Raw genomic sequence first — 23,648 nt, forward strand, 5'->3', positions numbered from 1 at the left:
GGACGGCTTCGGGCGGGCGGCCCGGGATCAGACGAGCCAGTCGAGCACGCGGAGCGGGTCGGGAAGGGGACGCCCGTCGGGAGGCCGCAGCCAGGACACGGGCTGGCCGCCGGCCATGGTGGAGGGCGGGGCCAGGACGTAGCTGTCGCGGCAGTGCCACCGCAGGCCGGGCGTCTCGTCGATCGAGGTGGGCGCGACGTCGAGGCTGCACGTCCACCACTCGTCCTCGTCCTCGGGATTGCCGCGGGTGGCCACATAAAAGAGCACCCGGTCGCCGTGAGAGGCGACCGGGCCGGAGTGGAAGTCGGCGGTGTCCATGCGGGACAGCGCGGTGAGGCCCGCCGTGAGCGGTACGTCGAAGACGTCGAACACGCGGCCGGTGGGCAGGATCACGTTGGCCTCGGGCTCGCGCTGCCACCAGCGGGTCAGCTGCGTCGTGTCCGTCGTGGCCTGCAGGGACCAGGCGGGCGAGAGCGGATGGGCGCCGGGATCCGGACAGCCGATCCGGTCGCACGAACAGGCGCGGGCCCCCCGGCGCAGCGGATGGGCGCCCGGTACGCTCGCCCAGCCGAGGGCCGCGTACTGCAGGACCGATTCGACCCGGGTCGGGCGCGTCCGCTTTTTGGTACGCCGAGCGAGTGGTACCCCCACCATGGTGTCTCCCCGTTCGAGTCCGTGCCTGAGAGAGGTCCCCGGGCACTCGAGACGGCTTCACAAGGGACACACCAGCACTTGTCCTCGCACTCTAACGCATAGGTCCCATGACCCGACGGGAAACCCCTCTGCTCAGATGCGTCGCGCCACTTCCGTCGCCCAGTACGTGAGGATCAGGTCGGCCCCGGCGCGTCGGATCGCGACCAGCGACTCCATGATCGCGCGGTCGCGGTCGATCCAGCCGTTGGCCGCCGCCGCCTCCACCATCGCGTACTCGCCGCTGACCTGGTAGGCGGCCACCGGCACCTCGACCGTGTCGCGCACCTCGCGCAGGATGTCGAGGTAGGGGAGGGCGGGCTTGACCATGACGATGTCGGCGCCCTCGGCGACGTCGAGGCGGACCTCGCGCAGACCCTCCCCGACGGGCCCGGCCGGGTCCTGCTGGTAGGCCTTGCGGTCGCCGAAGTTCTTCGGCATCTCGACGGCCTCGCGGAAGGGCCCGTAGAAGGCGGAGGCGTACTTGGCCGAGTAGGCCATGATCGGCACCTGGGCGAAGCCCGCCGCGTCGAGCCCGGACCTGATCGCGCCGACCTGGCCGTCCATCATGCCGCTCGGCGAGATCATCTGGGAGCCGGCGCGGGCCTGGGCGACGGCCATGGAGACGTAGCGGTCGAGCGTGGCGTCGTTGTCGACCTCGCCCTCGGGCGTCAGGATGCCGCAGTGGCCGTGGTCGGTGACCTCGTCGAGGCAGGTGTCGGCCATGACCACCAGCGCGTCGCCCACCTCGGACACCACGTCACGCAGCGCCTGCTGGGTGATGCCGTCGGGGTCGTCGGCGGCCGTGCCGTAGGAGTCCTTGACCGCGGGGACCCCGAACAGCATCACCCCGCCGAGGCCCACCTCGGCCGCCTCGTGGACGGCCTTGCGCAGCGACTCGCGGGTGTGCTGGACCACGCCCGGCATCGAGCCGACGGGCTGCGGCTCGGTGATGCCCTCCTTGACGAACAGCGGAAGGATCAGATCGGCCGGATGCAGCCGCGTGCCGGACACCATCCTCCGCAGCGCGGGGGTACGGCGCAGCCGCCGCGGTCGGGCGGCGGGGAACTCGGCGGTCATGACTCTCCTCACACGTGCCCCCGGGGACGGGGGTTACTTGGCGCGCCTGCGCGCTCCCCTGCGGTTCTGCGACGGCCTGCGCGGGACGTCGCCCGCCTCCAGCGCCGCCTGCCTCTGCTTACGCCCGTACTCGGCCAGCGCGGCGGCCAGGGCCGAAGCCGACGGCTTGTCGGCCATCACGTCGACGCGCAGCCCGAACTCCTCGGCCGTCTTGGCGGTCTGCGGGCCGATGACCGCGATCACCGTGACGTTGTGCGGCTTGCCGGCGATGCCGACCAGGTTGCGCACCGTCGAGGACGAGGTGAACAGGACGGCGTCGAACCCGCCGCCCTTGATCGCCTCGCGGATCGGCGCGGGCGGCGGCGCGGCGCGGACGGTGCGGTAGGCCGTGACGTCATCGCACTCCCAGCCCAGCTCCGTCAGCCCGGCCACCAGCGTGTCGGTGGAGATGTCGGCGCGCGGGAGCAGGACCCTGTTGATCGGGTCGAGCATCGAGTCGTACGGCGGCCACTCGGCGACCAGACCCTCGGAGGACTGCTCGCCCGAGGGCAGCAGGTCGGGCTTGACGCCGAAGTCGACCAGGGCCCGCGAGGTGGCCTCGCCCACGGCGGCGACCTTGAGCCCGGCGAAGGCGCGGGCGTCCAGGCCGTACTCCTCGAACTTCTCCCGCACCGCCTTGACGGCGTTGGCGCTGGTGAAGGCGACCCACTCGTAGCGGCCCGTGACCAGGCCCTTGATCGCGCGGTCCATCTGCTGCGGGGTGCGCGGCGGCTCGACCGAGATGGTCGGCACCTCCTCCGGCACCGCGCCGTAGGAACGCAGCTGCTCCGACAGGCCCGCGGCCTGCTCCTTGGTGCGCGGCACCAGCACGCGCCAGCCGAACAGCGGCTTGGTCTCGAACCACGACAGCCTGTCGCGCAGGCCGACCGCCTCGCCGACCACGATGAGCGCGGGCTCGGTGAACCCGGCGTGCTTGAGGTCGGGCTGCAGCCGGCCCAGCGTGGTGGCGACGGTGAACTGCTCGGTCGTGGTGCCGGCGCTGCTCACCGCGACCGGCGTGGAGTCGGGCTTGCCGTTGGCGATCAGCGCCTTGCCGATCGCGACGGCCTGCTCGATCCCGTTGTAGATGACCAGCGTGCCCGCGCACGCGGCGTGGGCGGCCCAGTCCTGCTCCTGCGCGGCGTCGACGATCCTGAACTCGGGGACGTCGGAGGCGGGCGGGATGCCCGCGTAGGCGAGCACGGCCGTGGCGGGCGGGACACCGGGCACGATCTCGAAGTCCACCTCGGCCGCGGCGCACGCCGCGACCTCCTCGGTGATCGAGGAGAACAGCATCGGATCGCCCTCGCACAGCCGTACGACGAGCTGCCCTGCCTTGGCGCGCTTGACGAAGTCGTCCTGGACGACCTCGACGCCTTCCTTGCAGTGCTTGAGAAGAGGGCCGAAGGCCTCCTGGTCGAGGACGACGGCGTCGGCCTTGCCCAGGAGTTCGGCGCCACGGAGCGTGAGCAGGCCTGCGTCGCCTGGACCCGCGCCCACGAAGGCGACGAAAGCAGCGGTCGGACTATCGGGGCTCAATGGGACTGCTCCCCCATCAATCTGTCGGCCCCCTCAGCGATCATGGTGGCCGCGAGATCGCGGCCCAGCTCCATGGCCTCCGAAGGAGAACCGGCGGCGGACTTGCGCACCGCTTCCCGGCCGTCGAGGGCGACGACCGTCGCGGTCAAATTCAGCGTGTGCCCGTCGTCGAGGGCGAACGCGCCGACCGGGGCCGAGCATCCCGCCTCGAGAGCGGACAGCACCGCGCGCTCGGCCGTCACCGCGGACCTGGTCCGCGGGTCGTCGAGCACGCTGAGGAAGTCGACCAGGTCAGACCTGGTCGAGAGGCACTCTACGGCCAAAGCGCCCTGACCGGGAGCAGGCAGCATCTCCTCGACCTCGAAGATCTGGGAGATCTCGGACACCCTGCCGATGCGGGTCAGGCCCGCGGCGGCCAGAACGACCGCGTCGAGCTCGCCCGAGGTGACCTTGCCGATGCGCGTGTCGGCGTTGCCGCGGATCGGCACGTAGTCGAGGTCGTCGCGCAGGGCGCGCAGCATCGCGATGCGCCGGGGCGACCCGGTGCCGACCTTGGCGCCGGGCGCCAGGTCGGCGAACTTCGTCCGGCCCACCAGCGCGTCGCGGACGTCGTGGCGCGCCGGCAGCGCCGCGACCACGAAGCGGGGGTCCTGCTTGGTCGGCAGGTCCTTGAGCGAGTGGACGGCGAAGTCGACCTCACCCGTGACGAGCTTGTCACGCAGGGCGCTGACGAACACGCCGGTGCCGCCGAGCTGCGACAGCTGGGCCTTGGACACGTCGCCGAACGTCGTGATGCCGACCAGCTCGATGGCCTGGCCGGTCTTCTCCGTGTAGAGGTCGGCGACCATCTGCGACTGGGTCGTCGCCATCAGGCTGCGACGGGTGCCGAGCTTCACAGGTCCACCCCTCTCACGGCTTCGGGCACCGTGGGATCGAGATCGAACAGCTCGCGCAGAGCCTCGGCATAATGATCGCCCGCGGGCGAGGCCGCGAGCTGCTTGACACGCACGGTCGGCTCGTGGAGCAGCTTGTCCACCACGCGCCTGACGGTCTGCGCCACCTCGTCGCGGGCCCGGCCGTCCAGGTGGGGCAGGCGCATCATCAGCCTGCCGAGTTCGGCCTCGACGACGTCGGCCGCCTTGCTGCGCAGCGCCACCACCGTCGGGGTGACGCGGGCGGCGCGCTCGGCCGACAGGAACGCCTCGAGTTCCTGGGCGACCAGCCGCCGGACCGCCTCGACCGCGTCGCGCTCGCCGGCGCCGACACCGGACCGCTGGATCGTCTCCAGGTCGACCAGGGTGACGCCGTCGACGGCGCGGACGGCGGGGTCGATGTCGTGCGGCATCGCGAGGTCCAGCAGGAAGGCCGGGCCCTCGAGCATGTCGGGCGTGATGACGTGGTGTCCCGCGCCCGTGCAGGAGATGACGAGGTCGGCGTCGCCGATCTCGCGGGAGACCTCGGACAGCTGCACGGCCCTGCCGCCGACCGACTCGGCCAGCCGTACGGCCTTGTCGTAGGTGCGGTTGGCGACCACGACGTCGGTGATGCCGACCCGCGCCAGCGTGGCGACGGCCAGGCCGCTCATCGCGCCGGCGCCGACGACCAGGGCGCGCCTGCCGGTCAGGTCACCCGCGAAGGACAGGCCCGCGGTGACGAGCGAGGCGCCCGCGCGGTCGATGCCCGTCTCGGCGTGGGCCCGCTTGCCGACGCGCAGCGCCTGCTGGGCCAGCTCGTTCAGGGTCGCGCCGACGGTGCCCTGCTCCTGGGCGAGCCGCAGTGCCTGGCGGGTCTGGCCGAGGATCTGGCCCTCGCCGACGACCATGGAGTCGAGGCCGGCGGCGACGGTGAACAGGTGCTCGACCGCGCGGTCCTCGTAGTGCACGTAGAGGTGCGGGGTCAGCTCGTCCACGGGGACGCCCGAGTGCGTGGACAGGAGGGTGGTGACGGCGGTCACGGCCGCGTGGAACCTGTCCACCGCGGTGTAGATCTCGACCCTGTTGCAGGTCGACATCACCATGACCTCGGCGACGTTCACCTCCCTGTGAACGTCCTGCATCAGCTTGACCAGCGCGTCGCCGGACACCGACACGCGCTCGAGCAGCGACACCGGAGCGGTCCGGTGACTCAGTCCGATCGCAAGAACGCTCACTGGCTGTCCACGGCCATCAACGGCCCCCCACTCATCCGATCCGCTTTGCGTTGCTCATGGAACGCGAGGATCTGCAGCTCGATCGACAGGTCGACCTTACGGACATCGACAGTGTCAGGCACAGAGAGCACGACAGGGGCGAAGTTCAGGATGCTGGTCACCCCCGCCGCGACCACGCGGTCGCACAACTCCTGCGCCGCGGCCGCCGGGGTGGCCAGCACGACGATCGACACCCCACGCCTCTTGATGACGGCTTCCAGCTCGTCGATGTGCTCAACATTCAACCCCGCTATGTCGTCGCCCACGATTTCGGGGTCGGCGTCGAGCAGCGCGGCGACGCGGAAACCCCTGGAGACGAAGCCCCCGTAGTTGGCGAGCGCCCGGCCGAGGTTACCGACTCCGACGATCGCGACGGCCCAGTCCTGGGTGAGACCGAGCTCCCTCGAGATCTGGTAGACGAGATACTCCACGTCGTAGCCTACGCCGCGGGTGCCGTAGGAGCCGAGGTGTGACAGGTCCTTGCGCAGCTTGGCCGAGTTGACGCCCGCCGCGGCCGCCAGGTCCTCCGAGCTCACCGTCGCGATGCCGCGCTCGGCCATCCCGTTGAGGGCGCGCAGGTACAAGGGGAGTCTGGCCACCGTCGCCTCGGGGATGCCGCGGTCACGCGGTTGGGACTGACGCATCACGTGCCGAGGCTCCTTGGGCTGCGGTATCAGTAATCGGGCCGCCTTTCAGATTAATCCCTTTGTGAACCGACGCACAAAGTCGTGGCTAGGCTGAGGGGATGCACCGCATCACATTGCTGGGCAAGCCAGGCTGCCACCTGTGCGACGACGCCCGCGCGATCATCGCCAGGGTGGCGGCGGACACGGGCGTCCCGTGGGAGGAGGTCGACATCAACTCCTCGCCCGAACTGACCGAGAAGTACTGGGAGATGATTCCCGTCACTCTCGTCGACGGGGTGCAGCACGACTTCTGGCGGGTCTCCGAGGAGCGTCTGCGCGCGGCCCTTTCCGCCTGACCTGTCCGGCTGACCTGCGCGGCTGACTCGTGCGGCTGACCCGTGCGGACGGCCCGCCTCAGACCTGGAAGGCGGTCGGCAACGGCACGACCTTGGCCGCGTTGACGCTGAGCTCGATGACGTTGGTGGCCAGCACCATCGACTGGCGATCGGTGAGGAAGCGCTCCATGTGGGGCTGGCGCTGGTGGTCGGCGTAGGCGACCTCGTCGCGGTACAGCTCGTAGACGATGCGCTGCAGCGGGGCCGACTTGACCGCGTGGCAGGCGTAGACCAGCGTGTCGGGCTCGCTGCGCCGGACGGCCTCCACGGTCTGCTCGGCCAGCCGGTCGAAGGCCTCGCCGGAGCCGTCCATGATCGTGAACACGGTCAGCAGGCCGTAGATGCTCGGCGAGGGCCGCGAGCCGCCACCGGCGGGAACCGTGGTGGAGCCGGTCGAGAAGCCGGGGATCTCGGCGCCGGGGTAGACGGCGCCGGTGGCGGGCATGCTGTACTCGGGCTCGCGGGCGTGCCCGCCGTAGCCGGGTGATGCCGCCGCCAGGCCCTCGGGCACGCCGAACATGCCGGTCTCCGGCGGATGGCCGCCCGGCATGGAGTGCGGGCCGGTGTGCGGGCTCGCGTGGCCGCCCGGCATGGAGTGCGGGCCGGTGTGCGAGCTCGTCGCGTGGGCGCCGGCCGGGGTGGCCGCGTGGTGACCGCCCTGGGGGCCGCTGGGCGGGAGCTGGCCGTAGCGGCCGTCGGCGCCGTTGGACATGAACGTGCCGGTGGCAGGACCCGAGGCGAAGGGATCCATGCGGGCGGCGTAGTCGACCTCCTGCTCGCCGGCGCGGTACTCAGCGACCAGATCGCCGAGACCCGACCTGCGGGGCTGCGCCGGTTGCTGGACGGCCGGCTGCTGGACCGCCGGCTGCTGGACGGCCGGCGGCGGCACGGCGGGCTCCCTCGCGGCCCTGCGGCCGGCGGGACGGGACTCCCACTGCTCCTCGGCGATCTCGCCCTCCTCCTCGTCCTCGTACGGCGCCAGCGGGCGCAGCACGGAGTACCAGACACCGGCCGCGGCCACGACGAGCAGCGCGACGGTGAAGACCGCCGGCACGCTGAACCGCACGGCGCCGACCAGCGCGATGGCGCTGGGCCCGACGACCAGGCTGGCGTGCAGGTTGTCGGTGTCGTACTCGTCGCCCTTGCGCCAGCGCAGGCCCGCCATCACCAGGCAGCCGAGCATCACCAGGACGACGAGCGCGTGGACGCCCGTCAGGACCGATCCGGCGACCAGACCCCAGTGCAGGCTGCCGGACGGCAGGACCGTGTTCTTGAGCTTGGCCTCCTCGATCACGGGGTCGAGGATCAGGATGTAGCCGGAGACGATGGTGACGGCGATGCCCAGCAGCCAGGTGGCGAAGCTGGCCCTGCCCTTCTCCGCCAGCAGCTGGACGAGGCCGATGGCCAGCCACAGCGGCGCCAGCAGCGCCCCGAACAGCTGGTAGAGCCGGAAGGTGAGCGGCCCGAAGGTCTGCAGCGTGCCGAGCCCGACGGCGGCGAGCGAGAGGCACAGGGCGATCGCGGCCACGGTCCAGGCGATCAGCCAGCCATCACGGTCTTCCTGAAAACGGCGTACCAGGGCGAACGCGGCGATCCCGGCGAGCAGGGCACCGGCGAACGCGATCACTGCGACGAGGAGTTCCATGGTGCCCCCAATGCTGCCGGACATTACCTCCCAACCGGTAGCCGAAGAGGGAAGCGGGTCGGTCCACACGGTATCCGCCGGTTACTGGTAGCCATGACGCACCCTGTGCGGATTGTGGAATTTCCAGTTGATTTCTAGAGTGTTCGAGCACGCCGCACCCCTTACCCCTAGGGATACCGGATGCCTGACTCGTGGTCGTTCGCCGGGCTACTTCCCCCCTCCGCACTCGGAGGAGCCCGGACGGGCGAGCTTGCTGTACGTGAAGACGTGCCGGACACCGATCACAATGAGCTGCGCGCACTGGTCTTACGGGCCAAAGCCGGCGACAACGACGCTTTCGGAACGCTCTACGACCGCTATCTCGACCTCGTCTACCGGTACATCTACTTCAGAGTCGGCTCCCATCCCCTCGCCGAGGATCTCACCAGCGAGACCTTCCTGCGCGCGCTTCGCCGAATCACCGACTTCACCTGGCAGGGTCGTGACTTCGGCGCCTGGCTCGTGACCATCGCCCGGAACCTGGTCACCGATCATTTCAAGTCCGGTCGCTACCGCCTCGAGGTCACCACGGCGGAGGTGCTCGACGTCCCCGTCGACGGCGAGCACATCCCTGAGAACGCCGTCGTCACGGCGATCATCAACGACCGCGTGCTGCGCGCCGTCCGGGAGCTCAATCCCGAGCAGCAGGAATGCGTGGTCCTGAGGTTCCTGCACGGCCTGTCACTGGCGGAGACCGCACTGATCATGGGGAAGAAGAGTGGAGCGATCAAAGCGCTGCAGTTCCGAGCGATCCGATCGCTGGCCAGGGCTCTCAAGCCGGATCTGGCGTAACCTCACCCCGCGGCAGGTCGTTAGGCAGGTATCACCAGTGGATCGACATGCGGGGGCGGCAGGGAGCGTTCATGGGTAGGTCGCCATTCCATCGCCGGCTGTCCGATCATGACGCTGATGCCCTCCTCGGACAGCTGACCGACCTCGGCGCGAACCTCCCCCTGGGAGGCGGGCCCGACCCCGCGTTCAGAGCCAGGCTGCGCGAGACGCTGCTGTCCGAGACCCTGGCGGCGCCCGGACCGGCCACCGCGGCGCCTCCCGCGCGCCGTCGTGGACCGCTGCGCTGGCTCTCCCCGGTGCTGGCGGCCGGCCTCGCGACGGCGATGACGCTGTCGACGATCGTGACCTACCGCGCGGTGCCGGGCGACATGCTCTATCCGCTCAAACGGGCCGCGGAGGGCGCGGTGATGGAGCTGAACCCCGACAAGGCGGGCGGCGCCCTCGACGCCGCGAGCGAGCGGGCCGAGGAGCTGGCGGCGCTGCTCGACGCGGGCGGCGGCGGCCCGCACGTCGGCGCCACGCTCCAGGAGATGGAGGAGAGCACCCGCTCGGCGATCGAGCGGATGGACCGGGCGGTGCCCCGCGACCAGTCGAAGATCGACGACTTCGTGGCCGAGCAGCACGAGAAGGTCGACCCGATGCTGGAGCAGCTCAACGACGTCGACCAGCAGCAGGCCAACGATTACCTCGACTACATCGACGGGCTGCGGCTGCCTAACGGCTAGTCAATACTTCCCGGTTAAGCTGAGGGGCTATGAGGCGGCTACTACGACGGCATCGGGCGGCTGAGGCGGAGATTGCCGGCGAGGTGGCGGCAGCCGCCGCGGTGGCCACCGTTCCCCCCGAGCCCGACATGCAGGCCGCGGCCTTCTTCGACGTCGACAACACGATGATGCGCGGAGCCTCGATCTACCACTTCGCCCGCGGCCTCGCCACGCGCGGCATGTTCACCACGTCCGACCTGCTGAAGTTCGCGGTCGGCCAGGCGGTCTTCCGGCTGCGCGGCAACGAGAACCCCGAGCACATCGCGGTGGCTCGCGAGACCGCGCTGGCCTTCGTCGCGGGCAGCAAGGTCGACGACGTCGTACGGCTCGGCGAGGAGATCTACGACGAGACGATGTCGGACCGGATCTGGGCGGGCACCCGGGCGCTGGCCCAGTCGCACCTCGACGCCGGGCAGCGCGTCTGGCTGGTCACCGCCACCCCTGTCGAGCTGGCCAGGGTCATCGCCCAGCGGCTGGGCCTGACCGGCGCCCTCGGCACGGTGGCCGAGTCGCAGGACGGCGTCTACACCGGCCGCCTGGTCGGCGACCTGCTGCACGGCCCCGCCAAGGCCGAGGCGGTGCGGGCGCTGGCCCGCCGCGAGGGCCTCGACCTGACCCGCTGCACCGCCTACAGCGACTCGGCCAACGACCTGCCGATGCTGTCGCTGGTCGGCCGGGCCGTGGCCATCAACCCCGACTCGGAGCTGCGCGAGCACGCCAAGAAGCACAACTGGCCGATCCGCGACTTCCGCACGGGGCGCAAGGCCACGCTGACCGCCCTGCCGATCGCCGCCGGGGTGGGCGCCGTCGCGGGCGGCATCGCCGCGGGCATCGCGCTGCGCCGCCAGCACCGCTCCGGCTGACCCGCCGCCCCCACGCGGGAGGCTCACAGGGCGGCGGCACCCGCGCCTTCGGGTGGCCGGGGAACCGGCGGTCGCGCGGCGCAGCGCTCCAGCAGGGCGGCCAGCTCCCGGCTGACCGCCGTGGGGTTCTCCAGCCCGACCATGTGCCCCGCTCCCGGCACCACCACCAGCCTGGCCGACGGCAGCGCCGCGGCGATCCTGCGGCTGTGCTCCGGCGGTGTGAGCCGGTCGAGCGCGCCGACCAGCACCAGCGTCTCCACCGAGGCCAGCGCTTGCAGCGCCGCCAGCTTGTCGTGGGCGAGCATGCCGTGGAAGAAGCCCGCCATCACCGCCGCCGGCGTACCGGCGATCATGCGGTTGACGAAGCGCAGGTGCTCCCTGCGCGGGCCGAAGGCGAGAAAGCGGGTGACGGGCAGCGTCGTCATCGGGTTGATCATGGAGTCCCGCAGCCCGTTCATGACGAGGGGGGTCACCCGCGGCGCCAGCCTGCCCAGCGGGCCGCGCAGGCCGAACGTGCTCTCGCCCAGCCGGCCGGACGACGTGCTGACCAGCGCCGCGCCGACGATGCGGGAGCCGAACAGCGCGGGACGGGAAGCGGCCAGGCCCATCACCGTCATCCCGCCCATCGAGTGGCCGACCACCACCACGGGCAGCTCCGGGGGCACGACGGCCTCGATGACGGCGTGCAGGTCCTCGCCGAGCTGCTCGATCGTGCGGCGGTCGGCGGGCCCCGCGCCGGAGTCGCCGTGTCCCCGCTGGTCGTAGCCGACGAGCATCGCGCGTCCGGCCAGCGCCTCCCGCTGGAAGTGCCACGAGTGCCTGGTGAGCACCCAGCCGTGGGCGAACACGACGGCGTACGCCGGAGCGTCGGGCTCGTCGACCTCCACGGCCAGCCGTACGCCGTCAGGGGTGGTGACGGTGAGGGCCCGTCCTCGCGCCGTCACCAGGTGAGGGGCGCGCCGCCCGCGGGCCGCGACCGCCCCGATGGCCACACCTGCCAGCACCCCTGCCGCGATCGTCCACGCTCTCATGCGCCGACGATAACCTTTACTGGACTTTTGGTCCAATAGGCTGGTCGTCGGCGATGGCCTGGAACAGCCGGCCAGCCTCGGGCTGCTTCCACTGCAGCCGGTGGCGGTCCTGCGGATGCGGTTCGACCGGGACGGTGGAGAAGTGCAGTTTCGCGCCCGACACGCCGCGCGCGATGTCGGCCATCTGGCTCACACCGAGCCCGTCGTCGGTCGTCACCACCTCGCTCGCGGCCCGGATGAGCGCGGCGAGCTTGGCCGGGTCGCTCCGCACCTCCGCCGCCATCGCGGCCAGGAAACCGTGCTGGCGCTTGATGCGCGACAGGTCGCTGCCGTCGGCGTAGTAGCGGAGCCTGACGTAGCCCAGTGCCTGCTCCCCGTTGAGCTCGTGCTCGCCCGCGGGCAACTTCAGCTTCGACTTCCTGTCGTCGATCGGGGTGTCCACCTTCACGCGCACCGTCCCGACGGCGTCGACCATCGTCTTGAAACCGGCGAAGTCCACCTCCACCGCGTGGTCGATCCTGACCTTCGTCAGCTTCTCGACGCTCTCCCACACGCACCGCAGGCCACCGGCGTCGAGCGCGGCGTTGAGCATCCGCTGCCCGCCCGGCGCGCCGGCACAGGAGGGCAGCTCCGCCATCGAGTCGCGGGGCAGGTTGACCGCGTCCGCGCTCCTCCCGTCGGCCGACAGGTGCAGCAGGATGATCGTGTCCGCTCGGGCGCCCGCCCCGGTCCTGGACTGGATCGGGCCGTACTTCGCGTTGGCCTCGCCCTCGCGGGTGTCGGAGCCGACGAGCAGCACGTTGATCGCTTGGCCGGACTTGGCCGGGCGCGCGCCCGCGGGCGGGGCCACCGTACCGGCCGTGAGCTGGTCGCCACCCTTGAGCACCACCATCGGGACGGCGACGGCCGCCGCGGTCGCGACGGCGGCCAGGCCCAGCATCGGCCAGCCGCCCAGCCTGAACCCTCGGCGGGGGCGGCGCTCCATGAAGCTCCGGCGCCGGCCGGCCAGCGTGGCGGGCGGCTCGTGCTCCAGCTCGTCGCCGAAGTCGCGGAGCATCCGCAGGTCGTCCATGGTCACGCCTCCTCCAGCATCGGGTTGGTGTCGCCGAGCGCGGCGCGGACCTTCCTGCGCGCTCGGTTGAGGCGGGAGCGCACGGTGCCGACCGGGATGGACAGCGCCTGCGCCACCTCCTCGTAGGCCAGGTCGCCCCAGGCGATCAGCAGCAGGACGTCCCTGTCCCTCGCGGGCAGCGCGGCGAGCGCGCCGGCCAGCAGCGGCCGCGCCGCCTGCGCCGTCACGCCCGTCAGCACCCGCTCCACGGGCGACTCCGTCACCTCGTCCGTCGGCACCCGCAGCAGCGCCCGGTACCTGGTGGCCTCCCTGCGGTGGTGGCGTGCGAGCAACTTGGTGACGATGCCGAACAGCCACGGCCGCGCGTCCGTGTAGGACATGTCGTATTTCTTGCGCTTGGCGAAGGCGATCAGGAAGGTTTCGCCGACCAGGTCCTCGGCGGGTTCGGGCCCCAGGCGCCGGGAGACGTAGCGGTACAGCATTCCCGCATAGCGGTCGAACAGCTCGGCGAACTGCTCAGGGTCGGCCAGGGAGCCACGGATCAGCTCGTCGTCCCTGAACCCGACAGGAGTTGGCGCGGTCAACAGGCCGGCCCCCTTCGTGGAATCGACGCGGTCCCCGGTATCTCTCCCTCAGGGGCGATCCGGGTTCACGCGCCCTCCGCGAGGGGTGCGGCGTGCCGTACCGGGGGGCTCAGAAGAAGGCGTGACCGCGGCGCAGGCGCAGGGCCGTGAGCAGCTGCTGGACGACCTCGCGGACGTGGTCGGTGAGCTCGAAGACCAGCATGGGGTCGTCGGCGGCGGCCGGCTCGAAGGTGTCGGTCCTGATCGGCTCGCCGAACTCGATCATCCACTTCGACGGCAGCGGGATCAGGCCGAACAGGCCGAACCACGGGAACAGCGGCGTGATCGGCAGGTACGGCAGGCCGAGCAGGCGCGCGAGGAAGCGCAGGTCGCCGATCTTGGGATAGATCTCCTCCGCCCCGACGATCGCCGTGGGCACGATCGGCACGCCGGCGCGGATGGCGGACGCGACGAAGCCGCCCCTGCCGAAGCGCTGCAGCTGGTATCGCTCGGAGAACGGCTTGCCGACGCCCTTGAAGCCCTCGGGGAACACGCCGACGAGCTCGCCCTTGCGCAGCAGGCGGTCGGCGTCCTCGGGGCAGGCCAGGGTGTGGCCGGTCTTGCGGGACAGGTGGCCGAGCACCGGAAGCTGGTAGACCAGGTCGGCGCCGAGCAGTCGCAGCGCCCGCCCGCCCTCGTCGTGGACGGCCACCTGCATCATCAGGGCGTCGACGGGGAGCGTGCCCGAGTGGTTGGCGACCATCAGCGCGCCGCTGTCGGCCGGGATGTTGTCCAGGCCGACGGTCTCGACCCGGAACCACCGGTGGTAGAGCGGCCTGATCAGCTCCAGCAGGACTTTGTCGGTGAGCTCGGAGTCGTAGCCGAACTCGTCCACTTCGTACTCGCCGGCGATCCGGCGGCGCAGGAAGGCCAGCAGGCGGGCGATCGCGTCGTCGTGGTCCTCTCCCGCGTAGGAGGGCGCATCGGTGATGGGAATCACCCGGCGTTCTTCGGGCGAAGCGCTCAACTCCGGACACCTCTCCTCGACCGCAGGAAGTCGTCGAAAGCCGCCGCGGTGGTGAACTTGGGCTTCCAGCCGAGCTCGGCCGCGAGCTTGGTGCCGTCGACGACCCTGCCGTGACACAGCAGCCGCAGTTGCTCCGGCGAGAAGTCGACCAGGCCCGCGCCGCGAGCGGCCTCGCCCAGCAGGCGGAAGGCGGGCGAGAGGAGCGGGAGGGTGATGGCGCCCGCCCGGCGCGCGCACTGCGACAGCAGAAGCACGCCTTCCCCGGTCACGTTGTACGTGCCGGGGTGGTCGTCCAGCGCCATCCGCCGCAACACCTCGACCGCGTCGTCTTCGTGGACGAACTGCAGCCGGGGGTCGAACCCGAACACGGACGGCAGGACGGACTGGCTGAAATAACGCGTCAGCGGCGAGTCGACGCCGGGACCCATGAAGTTCGCGAAACGCAGCGTCGACACCGTGACATCGGGACGGCGGCGCGCGAAGCCCCGGACATAGCCTTCGACCTCGGCCGCGTCCTTGGCATAGCCATGAGACGGGCTGTCGTGAGGTACGACGTCCTCGGTGAACACCGCCGGATCCTTGGGCGACGAGCCGTAGACCGCGGTGGTGGAACGCACCACCACGCGGCGCACGGTCGACGACCGCTGACAGGCACCGAGCAACTGCATGGTGCCGATCACGTTGTGCTCTTTCATGGAGGCTCGGCCCGCGCTGCCCGAGGGAGCGCTGACCAGGCTCATGTGCACAACGATGTCGATGTCCGCCGCCGCGATCACCTGAGCGATGTCGGGGCTGCGAAGATCCACCCGGACGAACTCCGTCCGGCCGAGGGAGATGCCGCCATCTCGGGTGAGCGAGGGCGGCGGCACGGTGTCCACTCCGATGACGCGACTGATGCCCGGGTCCGCCGCGAGAACGCTCGCCACTCGGGCGCCGACGTGGCGCGAGACCCCGGTGACAAGCACGGTGTGGGTCATCGGCGCCTCACAGACTGCGGCTACTTCTTGTTACGACGCTGGATGCGCGTCTTCTTCAGCAGCTTGCGGTGCTTCTTCTTGGCCATCCGCTTGCGGCGCTTTTTGATCACAGAGCCCACGGGACCCCCAGGTAACTGATAGCAAGGCTGAATCGGTGTGCGAGCGCACACCGGTCAACAGACTACCGGCGATCCACGGTAGATCGCCCCCTGGGGGTGACCGTGTGGCAACACTCGCGATGTGACCACCGATCACACCGCTACCTCTCGGGCTTACCCAGCCTCGATGTACGCCTCCCTGAGGTAGTCGTGGACCGCCTGCTCAGGAACTCGGAACGAGCGCCCGACCCTGATGGCCGGCAGCTCGCCAGAGTGCACCAACCGGTACACCGTCATCTTGGACACCCGCATGACCGTGGCCACCTCGGCAACGGTCAGGAACTTCACCTCGCTGAGAGGTCTTTCGCCTGCACCCATCGGACGCCTCTTCCGCACGTGTTTCCGGGTTATCCCCACTGGTGCCATTGCTCACGCACGTGTACTGCCGTCAGCGTAAGTCGGGACTCCGAGTGCGCAAACCCCCTACTTTCTCAGTCATCGGAGCCGCCTGTCAGCGAAACCAGCGAAATTGCTGGCCAGCAGCCGGGCCGTGCCCCTCGCCTGGACGTGCCACCTGTCTATGTTCGTACACATAAGAGTCGCCCAGCGCCCCTCAAAAGTTGGCAAAGGGACGACGAGCCTCTTGGAATGCAGGCGCGAAAAGACGGTATAGGGAGGGCCGAATTCGACTCAAAGGGCTCGTGAGACTCGTGTGACGAGCCGATCGGTCAACGGCGCGTAATAGCGCGGTAGCACATTGTCATCGAGTGGGACGACCACGTCGATCTTGCCCTCGGCCTCGCCCAGGAAGAGCGCGGGGTCGTTGCTGTCGGCGAACCCGACGGTCGGGATGCCCGCCTCTCCGGCCGCTCCCGCCCAGCCGTGATCGGCGATCACCAGATCGGGACGCGCGTCGCCGAGCTCGGCCAGCATCGCCTCCATGGGCGCCGAGTCGTGCGTGTGCACGAAACCGCCCCGGTCGTCGAGCATCGCCACGTCGCCCAGGTAGCGGATCTTGCGCTTCCTGCCGAAGCCGGCGCCCCAGTAGGTCCAGCCCTCGGCGGGGCTCAGCAGCGTCGCGCCCCTGGCCGCCACGGCCGCGGCCAGCGGCAGGTGGATGGCGAGCAGACCGGTCGGATGCCCCGTGGCGAACAGCACGCGCGGCGCCGGCCTGGCCAGCACGCCGACGATGCGGTCGGCCATGAGGTCGAGCGCGTCGATCGTGCGCTCGGGATCGATGGTGTCCTGGCCCTCGCGGTGCCCGGGATCGGCGACGACACCCGCCGACTTGGCCATCTGGGCGAGGACGTCGCGGTAGGACCAGTTCTCGAGACTGGTCAGGCCGAAGAGGAAGTAAGGGTCTCGGTTCGCGACGGACCGGTAGTGGTCGAGATTGTTCTCCCTGCTGGTGGCCACATCTCCGGCGATGCGCGTCCTGATCAGGTGCTCGCGGAGTTCGTCACGGGTCAGCAATGGACTCTCCTTCCCACCTGTCGGAGCCTAACGGCCCACGAATGGTCTGAACCACCGCACAGGCTGCGAAATTCCGACGACTCGGGCACCCGGGCGCGTCGCGGACACGCACACATCGAACGCCCGGGCGCGTCGCGGACACGCACACATCGAACGCCCGGGCGCGTCGCGGACACGCACACATCGACCGCCCGGGCGCGTCGCGGACACGCACACATCGACCGCCCGGGCGCGTCGCGGACACGCACACATCGACCGCCCGGGCGCGTCATAGGCACGCTCACGTCGGGCGCCCGGGCGCGTCGTAGGCACGCTCACGAACGTGCTGGGCCCGCGGCGTCAGGGCATCGGGTCGAGGCCGTGGTAGGGGAAGACGGCCTGCCGCGTCGCCATGATCGCGCGGTCGACGGCGTCGCCCGGGTCGTAGCCGCCCGACAGGTCCTTGAACGCCGGGGTGCGCCCGTCGGTCATGGTGAGCGGCGGCGTCTCCCTCGTCCGCTCGCGCACCAGGGCCTGCCAGGCCGCGCCCGTCCTCGTCGAGGGGTCGACGGGATGGCCCGACACCTCGGCGATGAGGTGCGTCCACGCCCGCGGCACCACCTGGACCAGCTCGTAACCGCCGCCTCCGGTGACGATCCAGCGCCCGCCGGCCGTCTCGTGGGCCAGGCGGTGCAGCGCGGCATAGGCGGCGCGCTGGCCGTCGACGCTCAGCATCAGGTGGGCCAGCGGGTCGAGCGCGTGGCTGTCGCAGCCGTGCTGGGTCACCAGGATCTCGGGCGCGAACTCCCTCAGCAGCGGCGGCACGACCGCGTGGAAGGCGCGCAGCCAGCCCTCGTCGCCGCACCCCGCGGGCAGCGCCACGTTGACCGCGGTGCCCTCCGCGCCGGTCTCCTCCGGCCATCCCGTGCCGGGGAAGAGCGTGCGGGGGCTCTCGTGCAGGCTGATGGTCAGCACGCGGGGGTCGTCGTAGAAGAGCGCCTGGACGCCGTCGCCGTGGTGGACGTCGACGTCGACGTAGGCGACCTTCGAGGCGCCCTGCGCCAGCAGCCAGGCGATCGCCACTGCGGGGTCGTTGTAGACGCAGAAGCCGCTGGCCACGTTGGCCATGGCGTGGTGCAGGCCGCCGGCGATGTTGACGGCGTGCTCGGCCGTACCCTCCCAGACCGTGCGGGCGGCGGCCAGCGAGGCGCCCGCGATGAGCGCGGAGGCCTCGTGGACGCCCGCGAAGGACGGGTTGTCCGGCGTGCCGAGGCCCGCGGCCAGGTCAGGGCGGCCGTCCGCCGAGACGCGCTTGACCGCCTCGATGTAGTCACGCTTGTGGACGAGGGCCAGCTCGTCGTCGGTGGCCGGTACGCAGCCGACGACCTCGGTCCGGTCGAGAACGCCGAGCTCGCGGGCCAGCGCCATGGTCAGCTCGACCCTGATGGGAGCGAGGGGGTGACCCGGGCCGAAATCATAGGCAGTGAGGGCGTCGTCCCAGACGACTCGCACCGACTCGCTCATGCGCCGACGTTACCGCAGTGCCGGCGACCCGGGCGAAACCCGCACCACATGATCCACTCTCCTGCCCCGCCGCCCGGAGACCCGCGCCGACCGCGGCGACTGGTTAGGGTTCAGGCCATGCGCGTAGGGCGGGCGATATGGCGGTTCTTCGGCCGTCCCGAGGTGTTCGACGCGACGCTGGTCATCGTGCTCGGCACCATCGCCGTGGTCGGCCTCGTCGCCGGACTCGTCGGCGATCCGCCCCTCGTCGCCGGCGGCGCCATGCTCCTGGCCTCCGCCCTCCCTCTTCTCGCCCGGCGCCGCCACCCGATCCCCGTCGCCGTCGCCGTCGCCGGGCTCGACGTCGTCGGCACCCTCACCGGCACCAACTCGGTGGCCACCACCGCGCTGATCGCCCTCTACAGCCTCGGCCGCTACACCGAGGGCAGGAGGACGCTGGTCACCGCTGTCGCGCTCGCCACCGCCTACGGCATCGCCCTCGCGGTGAGGACGCCCACGGAGAGCCTGGCCATCGCCTCCTACCTGGTGGCCGTGGGCGTGGGGCAGCTCGTCAGGGCACGTGTCGAGCTGCGCGAGCGTTCGGCCAGGGAGCGCGCCGACGAGGCGGTCCGCGCGGAGCGCCGCCGTATCGCCCGCGAGCTGCACGACGTCGTCGCCCACCACCTCAGCGTGATCAACGCGCTGGTCGGCGGGGCGCGCGCGGTCATGCCCCCGGATCCGCCGGAGGCCCGCGAGGCGCTGCTGTGGGCCGAGCAGACCGCCAGGCAGGCGCTGACGGAGATGCGGCACCTGCTCGACGTGCTGCGGGCCGACGGCCCCGGCGGCGGCGAGGCGACCGGGGCGGGCGCGGCCGGGCTGCCCGCGCTGGTCGAGCAGGCCGGCGCGGCGGGGCTGCCGGCGAGCCTGGCGGTGGACGGCACGCCCGTGCCGCTGCCCGCGGCGATCGACCTGGCCGTCTACCGGATCGTGCAGGAGGCGCTCACCAACACCCGCAAGCACACGCGCGGGGCGCGGGCCACCGTGCGGATCAGCTACGAGGAGCGGGCGGTCGAGGTCGAGGTGCTGGACGACGGTACGGCCGGGCCCTCGTCCTCCCCCGGCGGCTTCGGGCTGGCGGGCATGGCCGAGCGGGTGGCGCTCTGCGGCGGGCAGCTGTTCACCGGGCCCCGCGAGGTCGGCGGCTTCGAGGTCCGTGCGAGGCTTCCGCTGTGATCACCGTGCTGCTCGTGGACGACCACGCCCTCGTCAGGACCGGATACCGGCTCATGCTGAACGCCCAGCCCGACATCTCCGTGGTCGGCGAGGCGGGCGACGGCGCCGCCGCCGTGGCGCGCTGCCGCGAGCTGCGCCCCGACGTGGTCATCATGGACCTGCACATGCCCGGCGTGGACGGCATCGAGGCGACGTCGGCCATCGTCGCCGAGTTCGCGCTGACCAAGATCCTCATGCTGAGCACCTTCGACCTGGACGAGAACGTCGTGACGGCGCTCAGGGCCGGAGCCGACGGCTTCCTGCCGAAGGACGTCTCGCCCGAGGAACTGGTCGAGGCCGTCAGGGTGGTCCACGGCGGCGCGGCGGCCGTCGCGCCGCGCCTGCTGACCGGGCTGATCCGCACCTACGTCCGCGGGGGCCGGCCGCGCGCGGAGATCGACGGGCTCACCGCGCGGGAGCAGGAGGTGCTCGTGCTCATCGCGAAAGGCCTGTCCAACGCCGAGATCGCCGAACGGCTCGCCGTCTCGCCGAGCACCGTGAAGAACCACGTGACCGCGGTGTTCGCCAAGATCGACGTCAGGGACAGGGCACAGGCGGTGATCGTCGCCTACGAGCGGGGGCTGGTCACCCCCGGCGGCTGAGGAAGCGCGACCCCTGACCGGCCATCGACCCTCGGATCTCGCGCGGGTCATTCGGCGCGCGGGGCGATGACCGGGCCTCGCGCGCGTTACTCGGCGCGCAGAGCGATGACCGGGTCGAGGCGGCCCGCCCGGCGTGCAGGGGCGACCCCGAAGAAGACGCCCACCGCGGCCGACACCCCGAACGCCAGCGCGATCGACCACCAAGTGATGGCGGCGGGCACCGGCGTGAGCGACTGGATGGCCAGCGCGCCGCCCACACCCAACAGGATGCCGACCAGGCCGCCGATGGTCGTCAGCAGCACGGCCTCGATGAGGAACTGGGCGAGGATGTCGCGCTGGCGCGCCCCGAGCGCCTTGCGCAGGCCGATCTCCCGGGTGCGTTCGCGGACGCTGACGAGCATGATGTTGGACACGCCGACCCCGCCCACCAGCAGCGAGATGCCCGCGATGGCGGCGAGCACGCCGGTGAGCATGCCGAGGACGCTGCCGATGGTGCCGAGCAGCTGGGTCTGGGTGACGGCGGAGAAGCGCTCGCCCGGATACCGCTCGCCCAGGGCGGCGACGACCTTCCGCTGGAGCGGCTCGATCTCGTCGGGGCCCGAGGCGCCGACCGCGATCCCGTTGATCCTGCTGGCGCCGATCAGCCGCTGCGCGGTGGTGACGGGGACGTGCACCTCCTTGTCGCGGGCCACCCCGAAGGTCGCGCCGACCGTCGTGTAGACGCCGACCACGCGGAAGCGGGCGCCCGAGACGGTGATCTGGCGGCCCACGGGGTCGACGTCGCCGAACATCTCGTCGGCCACCTCCGCACCCAGCACCGCGACCCTCCGCCGGGTGTCGACGTCGGTCTCGGTCAGGTAGCGGCCACGGTCGAGGGGACGCTGGAAGATGTTGGGCAGGTTCTCGTCCGTGCCGACGATCGTGACGAAGGCATCCTTCCTGCCGACGCGCACGGTCTCGCCGGACTGGACGGAGACGGTCACCTTGCCGGGGTCGCCGACGACGCGGCGGACGTAGGCGGCGTCCGACAGGTTCATCCTGCTCTGGGTCGGGACGGCGCCGACGCTGAGCTGGCCGGGGACGACAAGGATGATGTTGCTGCCCAGGCCGGAGATCTCGCGCTCGATGGCGTTCTTGGCGCCGGAGCCGATGGCGACGAGGACGACGACGGCGAGGACGCCGATGATGACGCCGAGCATGGTGAGCGTGCTGCGCAGCCGGTTGACCCTGAGGGCCTCCAGCGCCATGAAGAACGCCTCCGCGCCCCTCACGCGTCTGCCTCCTCGCCGGTCGCGGCGGGCCGGTGCGCGGTGTCCAGCTCCACCCGGCCGTCGCGCACGTGGATCTGGCGGCGCGCGTGGGCCGCGATGTCCGGCTCGTGGGTGACCAGCACGATGGCCACCCCGCTGTCGGCGTTCAGCCGGTCGAGGATCGCCATCACCTCGTCCCCGTTGCGGGTGTCCAGGTTCCCGGTCGGCTCGTCGGCCAGCAGCACCGACGGCTCGCCGACCAGCGCCCGCGCGATCGCCACCCGCTGCTGCTCACCGCCCGACATCTGCGAGGGCCGGTGGTCGAGCCGGTGCCCCAGCCCCACCGCCTCCAGCGCCCGCCGCGCCCGCGTCCGCCGTTCCGCCTTCCCCACCCCGCGGTACACCAGCGGCAGCGCCACGTTGTCCACCGCCGACGTCCGGCCGAGCAGGTGGAACGACTGGAAGACGAACCCGATCGTCCTGTTGCGCAGCTCGGCGAGCGCGGTGTCGGACAGGGTGGACATCTCGGTGCCGTTCAACCGCAGCGCGCCCGACGTGGGCCGGTCGAGGCAGCCGAGCAGGTGCATCAGCGTCGACTTGCCCGACCCGGACGGCCCGACGATCGCCACGAACTCGCCCTGGTCGATCCGCAGGCTCACCCCGCGAAGGGCGTCCACGGAGACGCCTTCGAGCTGGTAGGAGCGTGTGAGGTCGACGGCCTCCAGTGCGGGGGTCATGACAGCGGCTGGCCCTGCCGTACCGCGTCGGCGCCCTTGACCACCACGCGCTCGCCCACGGTCAGGCCGCTCACGACCTCGACCATCGCGTCGCCCTGGGCGCCGAGCTTGACCACGCGCCGCTGGGCCGTACCGGCGGACGAGATCCAGACGACGCTCTCCCGCCCGCTCGAGACGATCGCCGAGGCCGGCACGGCGACGGCCGAAGGCGCCTCGCGGACGGTCAGCCTGGCGACCGCGCTCATGCCGGGTTTGGGGGTGGGCGCCGCGGACCCGTCGTCGAAGGCGCCGGAGCCGAGGGACAGCTGCACGGGGTAGCTGACCCCGCCGGTGGTGGCCTCCATGGGCTGGATGCCGACGCCCGTCACCGTGGCGGTGTAGGTCGCGCCGGGCACCGCGTCCAGCTCGATCTCCGCGCGGGTCTCGGGCTTGACCAGCAGCACGTCGGTCTCGTCGATGTCGGCGGAGAGCGTCAGCTTGGACACGTCGGTCACCGTCACGATCGGGTCGCCCGCCGACACCGGCACGCCGACCGCGACCGGCGCGCCGCCGCCCGACGACCCACCCGCCGGTACGGCGGGCAGCTGCGGCGCCGCCCCGCCGGGGATCTGCCCGAGCAGCCCGCTCAACGCGCTGGAGCCGCCACCGCCCGAAGGACGTCCGAGCGTGACGACGCCGCCGAACGGCGCCTTGATGGTGAGCGCCTTCACCGTGGACTCGGCGGCCTTGACCGCCGCCCTGGCCTGCGTGCGCGAGGCCGCCTGCAGCGACGACATCGAGGCGGTCAGCCCGCTGGTGAAGCCGCTGACGGTACGGCTGAGCGAGGCGGTGATCTGCGACAGCGCCTGCTTGTTGGCCTTGTGCTGCGTCTCGGCCATGTCGATGGCGGACAGCAGCTGCCTGCGCGCGGCCGCGTCGTCCACCTTGCGGGCCTCCGCCCTGGCCTTGGCGAAGTGCCTGGCCACCTTGCGGTCGAAGGCGCTGGTGTCGATGCTCGCCAGGCGCGGCGTCGAGGGGGCGGGCACGGGACGCGCCGCTCTGCGCGCCTGGGCGAGCTGGTCGGTGGCCTGCGGGGACCGGATCCTGGCCAGGATCTGCCCCTTGGCGACCTTCTCGCCGTCACGCACGTACAGCTTGGTCACCGTGCCCTGGGCGGGCGCGCGCAGCGTGGCCGTGGCCCTGGCACCGATCGTGGCGGGCGCCTCGACGACCTCCGTGACCGGGGCGCGCTGCACCTGCGCGAGCTGGAAGGCAGGCGGCTCCTCGGCGGTGCAACCGGTAAGCGCTAACAGGACGAGCAGCGGGGGGATACCGCGACGAACCGTCACGCCGCCTAGCGTAGAGGGCGCATCAGGCGACCGCCTGCCGTACCCCTCTCACCGCCGGTACGGCCAGCAGCACCGC

25 protein-coding genes are annotated in these 23,648 nt (G+C 71.4%); 6 read left to right on the forward strand and 19 right to left on the reverse strand.

What is annotated here, in order from left to right:
• Positions 1–27: 27 nt before the first annotated feature.
• The 6 genes from ABZX22_RS12155 to ABZX22_RS12180 form a co-directional block, all read right to left on the reverse strand.
• Positions 28–654 (reverse strand): bifunctional DNA primase/polymerase, encoded by a 627-nt coding sequence (locus tag ABZX22_RS12155; protein ID WP_354907801.1) that lies wholly within the window; start codon positions 652–654, stop codon positions 28–30.
• A 132-nt stretch (positions 655–786) separates the two neighbouring features.
• The gene (gene hemB, locus ABZX22_RS12160) at positions 787–1,770 is read right to left on the reverse strand and encodes a porphobilinogen synthase (protein WP_354907802.1); all 984 of its coding nucleotides are present in this window, start codon (positions 1,768–1,770) and stop codon (positions 787–789) included.
• Between the two features lie 33 nt (positions 1,771–1,803).
• Complete coding sequence (locus ABZX22_RS12165; protein ID WP_354907804.1) at positions 1,804–3,348, reverse strand: bifunctional uroporphyrinogen-III C-methyltransferase/uroporphyrinogen-III synthase; 1,545 nt, start codon at positions 3,346–3,348, stop codon at positions 1,804–1,806.
• Positions 3,345–4,244, reverse strand: coding sequence for a hydroxymethylbilane synthase (gene hemC / locus ABZX22_RS12170; RefSeq protein WP_354907805.1), 900 nt, complete (start codon positions 4,242–4,244; stop codon positions 3,345–3,347). Before hemC ends, ABZX22_RS12165 begins: the two co-directional genes overlap by 4 nt.
• Complete coding sequence (locus ABZX22_RS12175) at positions 4,241–5,497, reverse strand: glutamyl-tRNA reductase (protein WP_354907806.1); 1,257 nt, start codon at positions 5,495–5,497, stop codon at positions 4,241–4,243. The genes hemC and ABZX22_RS12175 overlap by 4 nt, the downstream gene beginning before the upstream one ends.
• The gene (locus tag ABZX22_RS12180; RefSeq protein ID WP_354907807.1) at positions 5,494–6,180 is read right to left on the reverse strand and encodes a redox-sensing transcriptional repressor Rex; all 687 of its coding nucleotides are present in this window, start codon (positions 6,178–6,180) and stop codon (positions 5,494–5,496) included. Before ABZX22_RS12180 ends, ABZX22_RS12175 begins: the two co-directional genes overlap by 4 nt.
• Before the next feature lie 101 nt (positions 6,181–6,281).
• On the opposite strand from ABZX22_RS12180, the gene ABZX22_RS12185 reads away from it, so the two are divergent.
• A complete protein-coding gene (locus ABZX22_RS12185; RefSeq protein WP_354907809.1) occupies positions 6,282–6,518 on the forward strand; it encodes a glutaredoxin family protein in 237 nt (78 codons plus the stop codon).
• A 58-nt stretch (positions 6,519–6,576) separates the two neighbouring features.
• Here the strand turns inward: ABZX22_RS12185 and ABZX22_RS12190 are convergent, their stop codons facing one another.
• Entirely contained in the window at positions 6,577–8,202 is a 1,626-nt protein-coding gene (locus tag ABZX22_RS12190; protein ID WP_354907810.1) for an antibiotic biosynthesis monooxygenase, read from the reverse strand.
• Between the two features lie 267 nt (positions 8,203–8,469).
• Between ABZX22_RS12190 and ABZX22_RS12195 the strand changes: the two genes are divergently transcribed.
• The 3 genes from ABZX22_RS12195 (at position 8,470) to ABZX22_RS12205 (ending at position 10,660) form a co-directional block, all read left to right on the forward strand.
• Positions 8,470–9,033 carry a sigma-70 family RNA polymerase sigma factor gene (locus ABZX22_RS12195; protein ID WP_354907811.1) on the forward strand — a complete coding sequence of 188 codons (564 nt, stop codon included), beginning with the start codon at positions 8,470–8,472 and terminating at the stop codon, positions 9,031–9,033.
• A gap of 71 nt (positions 9,034–9,104) precedes the next feature.
• The gene (locus ABZX22_RS12200) at positions 9,105–9,758 is read left to right on the forward strand and encodes a DUF5667 domain-containing protein (RefSeq protein WP_354907812.1); all 654 of its coding nucleotides are present in this window, start codon (positions 9,105–9,107) and stop codon (positions 9,756–9,758) included.
• A 29-nt stretch (positions 9,759–9,787) separates the two neighbouring features.
• Positions 9,788–10,660 carry an HAD-IB family hydrolase gene (locus ABZX22_RS12205; protein ID WP_354907813.1) on the forward strand — a complete coding sequence of 291 codons (873 nt, stop codon included), beginning with the start codon at positions 9,788–9,790 and terminating at the stop codon, positions 10,658–10,660.
• A gap of 23 nt (positions 10,661–10,683) precedes the next feature.
• Here ABZX22_RS12205 and ABZX22_RS12210 read toward each other — a convergent pair whose 3' ends face one another.
• The 9 genes from ABZX22_RS12210 to ABZX22_RS12250 form a co-directional block, all read right to left on the reverse strand.
• Positions 10,684–11,691 carry an alpha/beta fold hydrolase gene (locus tag ABZX22_RS12210; protein ID WP_354907815.1) on the reverse strand — a complete coding sequence of 336 codons (1,008 nt, stop codon included), beginning with the start codon at positions 11,689–11,691 and terminating at the stop codon, positions 10,684–10,686.
• A gap of 16 nt (positions 11,692–11,707) precedes the next feature.
• Positions 11,708–12,763, reverse strand: a complete 1,056-nt coding sequence (locus ABZX22_RS12215) for an LCP family protein (protein ID WP_354907954.1) — start codon at positions 12,761–12,763, stop codon at positions 11,708–11,710.
• A gap of 2 nt (positions 12,764–12,765) precedes the next feature.
• A complete protein-coding gene (locus ABZX22_RS12220; protein WP_354907816.1) occupies positions 12,766–13,347 on the reverse strand; it encodes an RNA polymerase sigma factor in 582 nt (193 codons plus the stop codon).
• Between the two features lie 109 nt (positions 13,348–13,456).
• Positions 13,457–14,326 (reverse strand): lysophospholipid acyltransferase family protein, encoded by an 870-nt coding sequence (locus ABZX22_RS12225; RefSeq protein WP_354907818.1) that lies wholly within the window; start codon positions 14,324–14,326, stop codon positions 13,457–13,459.
• 23 nt (positions 14,327–14,349) lie between these two features.
• Positions 14,350–15,330: an NAD-dependent epimerase/dehydratase family protein gene (locus ABZX22_RS12230; RefSeq protein ID WP_354907819.1), complete on the reverse strand. Its 981-nt coding sequence runs from the start codon at positions 15,328–15,330 to the stop codon at positions 14,350–14,352.
• A gap of 20 nt (positions 15,331–15,350) precedes the next feature.
• Positions 15,351–15,449 carry an AURKAIP1/COX24 domain-containing protein gene (locus ABZX22_RS12235; protein ID WP_018654693.1) on the reverse strand — a complete coding sequence of 33 codons (99 nt, stop codon included), beginning with the start codon at positions 15,447–15,449 and terminating at the stop codon, positions 15,351–15,353.
• Positions 15,450–15,602: 153 nt separating this feature from the next.
• Positions 15,603–15,806, reverse strand: a complete 204-nt coding sequence (locus ABZX22_RS12240; RefSeq protein ID WP_026214222.1) for a helix-turn-helix domain-containing protein — start codon at positions 15,804–15,806, stop codon at positions 15,603–15,605.
• 312 nt (positions 15,807–16,118) lie between these two features.
• On the reverse strand, positions 16,119–16,901 hold the full coding sequence (locus ABZX22_RS12245; protein WP_354907822.1) for a phosphatase: 783 nt from the start codon (positions 16,899–16,901) through the stop codon (positions 16,119–16,121).
• 339 nt (positions 16,902–17,240) lie between these two features.
• Entirely contained in the window at positions 17,241–18,404 is a 1,164-nt protein-coding gene (locus ABZX22_RS12250; RefSeq protein ID WP_354907823.1) for an acetoin utilization protein AcuC, read from the reverse strand.
• 117 nt (positions 18,405–18,521) lie between these two features.
• Between ABZX22_RS12250 and ABZX22_RS12255 the strand changes: the two genes are divergently transcribed.
• Together ABZX22_RS12255 and ABZX22_RS12260 are read left to right on the forward strand one after the other, a co-directional pair.
• Positions 18,522–19,616, forward strand: coding sequence for a histidine kinase (locus tag ABZX22_RS12255; RefSeq protein WP_354907825.1), 1,095 nt, complete (start codon positions 18,522–18,524; stop codon positions 19,614–19,616).
• Positions 19,613–20,257, forward strand: coding sequence for a response regulator transcription factor (locus tag ABZX22_RS12260; RefSeq protein ID WP_354907826.1), 645 nt, complete (start codon positions 19,613–19,615; stop codon positions 20,255–20,257). Before ABZX22_RS12255 ends, ABZX22_RS12260 begins: the two co-directional genes overlap by 4 nt.
• Positions 20,258–20,343: 86 nt before the next feature.
• On the opposite strand, the gene ABZX22_RS12265 is transcribed toward ABZX22_RS12260, so the two are convergent.
• The 3 genes from ABZX22_RS12265 to ABZX22_RS12275 are packed head-to-tail and all read right to left on the reverse strand — an operon-like array spanning position 20,344 to position 23,572.
• The gene (locus ABZX22_RS12265) at positions 20,344–21,528 is read right to left on the reverse strand and encodes an ABC transporter permease (protein ID WP_354907828.1); all 1,185 of its coding nucleotides are present in this window, start codon (positions 21,526–21,528) and stop codon (positions 20,344–20,346) included.
• A complete protein-coding gene (locus ABZX22_RS12270) occupies positions 21,525–22,244 on the reverse strand; it encodes an ABC transporter ATP-binding protein (RefSeq protein WP_354907829.1) in 720 nt (239 codons plus the stop codon). The genes ABZX22_RS12265 and ABZX22_RS12270 overlap by 4 nt, the downstream gene beginning before the upstream one ends.
• Positions 22,241–23,572, reverse strand: coding sequence for an HlyD family efflux transporter periplasmic adaptor subunit (locus tag ABZX22_RS12275; RefSeq protein ID WP_354907830.1), 1,332 nt, complete (start codon positions 23,570–23,572; stop codon positions 22,241–22,243). The genes ABZX22_RS12270 and ABZX22_RS12275 overlap by 4 nt, the downstream gene beginning before the upstream one ends.
• Between the last annotated feature and the right edge of the window lie 76 nt (positions 23,573–23,648).

Source organism: Nonomuraea sp. NPDC003804, from assembly GCF_040610675.1.
Lineage (GTDB): Bacteria > Actinomycetota > Actinomycetes > Streptosporangiales > Streptosporangiaceae > Nonomuraea.